Below are 6,563 nucleotides of genomic sequence, written 5' to 3'. Positions count from 1 at the left end.
CTGTGCCGGCCCAAGGCTAATGTGATTATATCAAATCGATACATGATGATTCTAATCTGATACATCATCCATGCATTCGGAAACCCGCGACGATCCGGGCGGCCGCCTGAAAGGTCCCGGCGGGTCCTATTCGGCCTTGGTCTCCGCCAGCCTCTGCAGTCGCCGCGGGGCCATTTGATTTGAGTAAAATGTTTCGGATATCTTCCCTGTGGTTAGCGCCCCCGCGCCTGGGCTTGCGCCGCAAAACCTAAAGGTCTGCCGCCTTTTCCCGGCGTGCGGCTTTGACCTGCGGCGCGGTCTGCTTCATAAGCCCGGCCCGGGCCGGTTCGGTCATGTTGCGTCAGGGAAAAAGGCGTTCGCGTTGAGGAACCGGGGTTCCCGAAACCGACCGGAGCGCATGGGGCTGGCGATGATCGCCGCAGTCGCGGCGGCCGCGGCGCCCTTCGCCGGCGTCGAGGGGGCCCGCGCTTTTGATGTCTTCGGTCTCTTCGGGTCTGACGACACGCCGCCCCCGGTTTCGAAAACGGCCATTGCCTACAAGGTGACGATCGACGTCAAAGGCGGCGACGGCGGGGTCAAAAACGCCGTGATGGACGCGTCCTCTCTGTACACGCTGCGCAAGGACGCGCCGCCGGACGGCGACGCTTTGGCGCGGCGCGCGACCAACGATTTCGGCCCGATCATCGACGCCCTGTGGGGCCTCGGCTACTACAACGCCACCGTCGCAGTCTCGCTCGACCGGGCGAGCCTGACCGTCGTATCGGCCGACGTCGCGGCGTTCGCGCGCACGGCCGAAAGTTACCGCAACCGCGCGGCTGCGCCGGTGACCATCCGGATCGATCCTGGCCCGATGTTCCGGCTCGGCGAAATCCGGGTCGTCAACGGCGCCGGCGAGGCGTTTCCGGAATCCCAGTTGCCGGCCCGCGCAATCGGCCTGAAGGCCGGCGACCCCGCGGCCGCGAGCGCCCTGCGCACGGCGGAGGCGCGGATCGTCGATTATTTCCGCAACCAGGGCCGGCCGCTCGCCAAGGTCCTGTCGATCGCGCCGGTGGTCAATCATGCGACCGAGACGATGGACGTCACGTTCTTCGCCGCGCCGGGGCCGGTCGCGCCGTTCGGCGAGGCGTCGCTCGTCGGCCCCAAGGACTTCAGCCCCGCAATCGCCCGCTCGTTCCTCTATATCGAACCGGGCGACCCCTATTCGCCGAAGGCGATCGAAGACGCGAGGACCAGTTTGCGCGAAATCCCCGCGGTCGGCGGCGTGCGGATCACCGAGAGCCCGACGCTCGACGCCTTGGGCCGCCTGCCTTATGAGGTCGACGTCGAAGACCGCCTGCCCTATTCCGTCGGCGCCTCGGCTCAATATTCCACCTACAACGGCCCCGCCGGACAGGTCTATTGGGAGGACCGCAACGTGTTTGGCGGCGCGGAGCGGCTGCGGCTGCAGGCGGACGTCTTCTACGCGCCGCCCTGGTATGTCACGTCCAACAGCGTCCGCGACTTGTCGATCAACGACCTCGGCGGCCGGATCAAGGCGAGCTTCCTCAAGCCCGCCTTGTGGGGAACGCGCAACGACTTCTTGTTCGACGCGCTCGGCGAGAAGATGAGCACCAGCGGCGTAGGCTTCGTCGGCTACCAGGTCGAGGACGCCGACGCTCAGGCCGCTCTCCGCCATCGCTTCAGTCAGAATTTTTGGATCCAGGCGGGCGTCGAAGGGCAGAATGGCGTGGCCACGGATTCGCTCGGCAGGGTTAACTATACGTTGATCGGCGTGCCCGTCTCGGCCAACTACGACACGACCGACAATAAGCTCGACCCGACCACCGGCGTGCGGCTCAACGCCACGGCTTCCGGCTTCGGCGAGTTCCTCGGCTCGACCCTCAATCTCGCGCAGTTCAAGGCGCGCGGGTCGGCCTATTATTCGATCGACCCCGACTCGCGCTTCGTTCTCGCCGGCCGGATCGGCCTCGGCGCGGAGTCCGGCCCGGACCTGGACGAGATCCCCGCCAACTGGCGGTTCTATTCCGGCGGCGGCGGCTCGGTGCGCGGCTACGCCTACGACAGCCTCGGGCCGCGGAACATCTTTGGCGTGGTCGGCGGCCGGAGCCTGTTCGAAGCCTCGGCCGAATTGCGGATCAAGATCACCGACACCATCGGGATCGTGCCGTTCTTCGACGCCGGCAACGCCTTCGCCTCCAACTTCCCGAATTTCAGCATGCCGCTGTACGAGGCGGCCGGCCTTGGTTTCCGCTATTATACCGCCATCGGCCCGATCCGCCTCGACGTCGCCTTCCCGTTCCAGCGCGTCCCCGGCAGCGGCCCGGTCGCGGTCTACATCAGCATCGGGCAGGCCTTCTGATGGCGAGAGTTGGCTTCCATTGCGTCAACCCGGTTGGCGCCGATCCCCCTCTCCTCGCAGGCGGGGAGAGGGAAGGGGTGAGGGGCCTTGGCGATTGGCCGCTCCGCGCGCTCACCCAGCCCCTCATCCTAGCCTTCTCCTCGCAAGCGGGGAGAAGGAATTGGCGGCGCCCACTGTCTATCCATCTGCGCACCGCCATAGCGGCGCTTCTCGCGCTCCTCTTCATCCTCGCCGCCCCCGCCCGCGCCGACGATTCCGACAAGGGCGTGCTCGCCAATCTGATCTCGCAGGCCTTGTCCTCGCCTTCGATGAAGGTGTCGATCGGCGCGGTCGACGGCGTGCTGTCGTCGGACGCCACCATCAGCGACATCGTGCTCTCCGATCGCGACGGGCCGTGGCTCAAGGTCGACAAGGTGAGGCTCGTCTGGAGCCGGCTGGCGCTATTCAGCGGGCGGCTCGACGTCGACCGGCTGACGATCGGGCATCTGCAGGTTCTCCGACGTCCCCTGCCCTCGGAAACGCCGCCGCCCGATACCGGGACGCCCCGGCCGATTTTGCCTCAACTGCCGGTCAAGGTGATCGTCAAGCAATTCGCCGTGCAGGAGCTTTCGCTCGGGGAGCCGGTCATCGGCGTGGCGGCGCGGCTCGCCATCGACGGCCGGGTGACGCTCGGCCCGCCGGCCGAGGGCCTCGACCTCAGCCTGACCGCGAAGCGGCTCGACGCGGCGGGCGAATTCAAGGCGCTGCTCAGCTACGTGCCCGCCACCGACAAGCTGACGGTCAGCGTCGATTCCTCCGAGCCTGCAGGCGGCATCTTCGCCCATCTCGTCAATCTTCCTGGCCTGCCCGCCGCGAAGCTCAGCTTCGAGGGCGCCGGACCGCTCGACCGTTTCGACGCCAAGCTCGACTTCGCGGCGGGTCCGGACGTCTGGGCGAAGGGCGACGTCCTAGTCGCCCGGCAGGGCGCCGCGCGGCGGCTGACCCTCGATCTGAACTCCCGGCTCGAGGGCATGACGCCGCAGGTCCTCCGCCCGGTGTTCGCGGGCGAGACGACGCTCAAGGGCGACGTCCTGTTCAACGACGACGCCAGCATCGTCATGCCCGGCCTGCATCTCGTCTCGGCCAACGCGCGGCTCGACATCGAGGGAACGAAGACCGCCGGCGACACGCTCGACATCAAAATCCACGCGGGCGCGATCCCGGGCTCGACGCAGATCGGCAAGCTCGACCTCAACGCGGCGATCTTCGGGCCGGTCTCGGCCCCCTCCGTTAACGGGGCCTTTGACGCCGGAGACATCCATGTCACGGAAGGATCGCTCGACCGCGTGGCCGCGACCTTCGAGGCCCATCCGAGCGGCGCGCTCACCGAGACGGCGACGAGGATTCTGTTCGACGGCCAGGGAACGGTGAAGGGCCTCGCCCTCGCCGATCCGGCGCTGGCGCGTGCGGTCAGCGGCGATTTCACGCTGACCGCGCGCGGCTCGGCGGCGGCGCGCGGCGAGGTTTCGTTCGACACGCTTGATCTCGTCGCGCCGACGTTCGAGGCCCAATATTCCGGCCTCATCGCGCCGCGAAAGTTGCACGGCCGGCTCCGTCTCACAGCGAACGATCTCAGCCGCTTCGCAGGGATCGCGGGCGGCAAGCTCGCAGGCGAGGCGCGCGTCGTCGCCGATCTCGAAGGCGCGCCGGGCTACGGCTTCGTGACCGCGGCCCTCGAGGCGCACGCCACGAACCTAGTCTCGCCCTATCCCATCCTCGACAAGGTCATCGGCGGCGAACTGACGGTGACTGGCGCCGCGCGCCTGACGCCGGACGGCTTCGGCTTCTCCGACCTCAAGGCGACCGGCCGCAACGGCTCGGCGCGTCTCGACGGAGACTACCGGACAGGCAAGGCGGATTTGACCGCCGCCGCCTTGATCCCGCAGGCCAAGGCGATCGATCCGCGGGTCGAGGGCAAGCTCGAACTGGTCGCGAAACTCTCCGGGGCTCCGGACGACCTTGGCGCCGAAGTCAAGGCGACGCTTGGCGCCGGGCGGCTGCTCGACCGCAAGACGGCCGGCGTCGCGCTGACCGCCGAGGCGAGCCATCTGACCGGCCCCATCGACGCGAAGTCTTCGCTGACGGGCGACGTCGACGGCCAGCCGCTCGCCGGGTCGGGCCATCTCACCAAACGGGTCGACGGCGGGTGGGCGGTGGACGGTCTCGGCCTGAGCCTCGCGTCGGCGCGCCTGGCCGGCGACCTGACGCTCGACGCCGATGGACTTGCGAACGGCCAGCTGACGTTCGGCGCCAAGAACCTCGACGACGTTTCGCCGCTCGTCCTCGCCAAGCTTAGCGGGTCGCTTCAGGCGAAGGCGACCGCGTCGGCCGCCGACGGCCGGCAGATGATCGCGATCGTCGCCGCCAGCGATCGCATGAGCGTCGGGACGAACCGGCTCGAGGGGCTCAAGGTCGACGTGACCGTCGGCGACCTGTGGGGCGCCCGGAGCGTCGACGGATCGGCGAAACTCGCCCGCGCCGAGATCGCCGGCGAAGGGGTCGCCGACATCCGGCTGACGGCGACGGCGGGCGCCGACTCGAGCGACCTCAATTTCAGCGGCGCCCTGCGCGGACTGGCGGTGAAGGCGCGCGGAACGCTCACCGGCGAAACCCCGGCGCGCCTCGCGCTCGCAAGCCTTACGGTCGAGGGCCGAGGCCGGCGCATCGCGCTCGCCCATCCGGCGAGCCTCACTTATGGCCGCGACGGCCTCGACATCCAAAAATTCGCGGTCGCCGTCGACTCCGGCCGGCTGTCGGTCGACGGCCATATCGGCGAAAAACTCGACCTCAAGGCGAGCGCAACCGGACTGCCGCTCGCCGCGCTCGACCTTGTCGCGCCGGGGCTCGGCCTTTCGGGCGTCGCCGAGGGCGCGGTGACGATCGGCGGGACGCCGGACGACCCGACCGGCGACTGGCGGCTGCGCCTGAAGGGGGTCAGCGCGCCGCAGGCGCAAAGCGCCGGCCTGCCTGCGCTCGACGTCTCGGGGTCGGGTCGGCTCGGCGGCGGCCGGACCTCGGTCGACCTCTCGGTCAACGCCGGTCCCGGCAGCGCGCTTCGCGTCACGGGCTCGGCGCCGATTGCGCCCGGCGGCGCGCTCGACCTGAAGATCGACGGCCGGCTCGACGCCGCCCTCGCCAATGTCGCGCTTTCCACCGGCGGCCGGAATATGAGCGGGACAGTGACGGTCGCAATGCAGGCGCGCGGAACGCTCGACAAGCCGGACGCGCGCGGAACGATCGCGCTCGCCAACGGCGCCTTCCGCGACGACCAGACCGGATTCAAGCTCACCTCCATCAGCGCGCTCCTGACGGCCAACGGCGATACGATCCGCATCGACCGCCTGAGCGGGACGACGCCGAACGGCGGCACGATCGGGGCGAACGGCGAGGTCAGGCTCGACCCGACCGCCGGTTTCCCGGGGACGGTCCGCATCGTCGGCAAGCGCGCCGAGCTGATTTCGAACGCTGTCGTCGCCGCAAGAGCGGACCTCGCGCTCGACATCTCCGGCAAGCTCGCTCAGTCGCCGACGATCTCGGGGCGGATTGCGATCGACTCGATGGATATCACCGTGCCCCAGCGCTTCGGCGGCGTGTCGTCCCCGATTCCCGGCACGAAGCACGTCAATCCGACGGCGACGGCGCGGGCGCTCCTTGCTCAGCGCGCCAAGGCCGCCGCCGGGGCGCGCGGGCCGCTGTTCGACGCGACGCTGGCGCTGACGATCTCCGCGGCCAACCGGGTGTTCGTCCGAGGTCGGGGCATCAACGCCGAATTGGGCGGCGATCTGCATGTCGCCGGCTCCGCACGCGACCCGCAGGTGACCGGCGGCTTCGACCTCTTGCGCGGCTCTCTGGCGCTGATCGGCCAGCGGCTGACCTTCACCCGCGGCCGCGTGGTCTTCCACGGCGGCGTGATCCCGGACCTCGACCTCGTCGCCGAGACGACCGCCGCGGACATCACCGCGCGCATCGAAGTCTCGGGTCCTGCGGACCAGCCGGCCTTCGCGATCACCTCCTCGCCGAGCCTTCCGCAGGACGAGATTCTCTCGAGGCTCCTGTTTCAGAAGCCGTCGGGCAACCTGTCGGCGTTCCAGGCGCTGGAGCTCGCCAACGCGGTCGCGACCCTGTCCGGCCACGGCGACGCGCTCGACCAAGTGCGCAAAACGCT

The 6,563-nt window shown here is 69.1% G+C and carries 2 protein-coding genes; both read left to right on the top strand.

From position 1 onward, the window contains the following. The first annotated feature begins 409 nt into the window (after positions 1-409). Positions 410-2,359: an autotransporter assembly complex protein TamA gene (locus tag ACLP25_RS06405; protein ID WP_442468390.1), complete on the top strand. Its 1,950-nt coding sequence runs from the start codon at positions 410-412 to the stop codon at positions 2,357-2,359. 77 nt (positions 2,360-2,436) lie between these two features. Then, positions 2,437-6,563: translocation/assembly module TamB domain-containing protein (locus ACLP25_RS06400; RefSeq protein WP_442468389.1), on the top strand; the 4,127-nt coding region annotated here is incomplete at its 3' end.

Source organism: Roseiarcus sp. (assembly GCF_052145395.1).
GTDB lineage: Bacteria > Pseudomonadota > Alphaproteobacteria > Rhizobiales > Beijerinckiaceae > Roseiarcus.
Note: the sequence above shows the minus strand (reverse complement) of the source record. Positions and strands in the feature narration are given on the sequence as shown.

Coding starts and splice junctions, on each gene's coding strand:
- ACLP25_RS06405 (WP_442468390.1), top strand. CDS start 410: ATGATCGCCGCAGTCGCGGCGGCCGCGGCGCCCTTCGCCGGCGTCGAG.